The sequence below is a fragment of the Salinimicrobium oceani genome, from assembly GCF_012037645.1.
The window spans coordinates 1-431 of the sequence record NZ_JAAVJR010000714.1 but is presented as its reverse complement, the minus strand read 5'-3'; the positions used below and the strand labels follow the sequence as shown (position 1 = coordinate 431).

General features: G+C 44.1%; 1 pseudogene. It reads right to left on the bottom strand.

Annotated elements, in window-relative coordinates:
• Positions 1–431: pseudogene (locus HC175_RS19025) on the bottom strand (DUF4381 domain-containing protein); the annotation flags it as partial.

Here is a 431-nt window from a genome sequence, read left to right as displayed (position 1 = left end):
TATAAGTAATACTACTGCCAGGATCCCAAAAATGATCTTTTTGACCTTTCTTTTTCTTTCCAACCGCTCCCGATATTCCTGATCTGCCAGTAATTCCTCTTCTGTTGGCTGCGGAATAGACGCCTTGGTATCTTTAATTACATTTTCTACGCTCGCCCGGTCTTCCTTAGCCGTAAAAACATCGGGTTTTGTGTTAGCGAATTTTGCGAGGTCGGCACGCTCAAGGATGATCTTTAATTTACTGATGGTGGTGTTCTCCAATTTCAGTTTTCCTCTGTCTCTTTCGGCCTCCAGGTAAGCGATCAGCTCATTGGTGGTGCTTTCAAGGGCATGATCATAAACTTCCCCGTCCAGATATCTTCTTACTGCTGCGGAAAGCTGAGAGTAATATTCCTTGATCTCCCGTTGTTCCAAAAGATGCGAATCGTCAA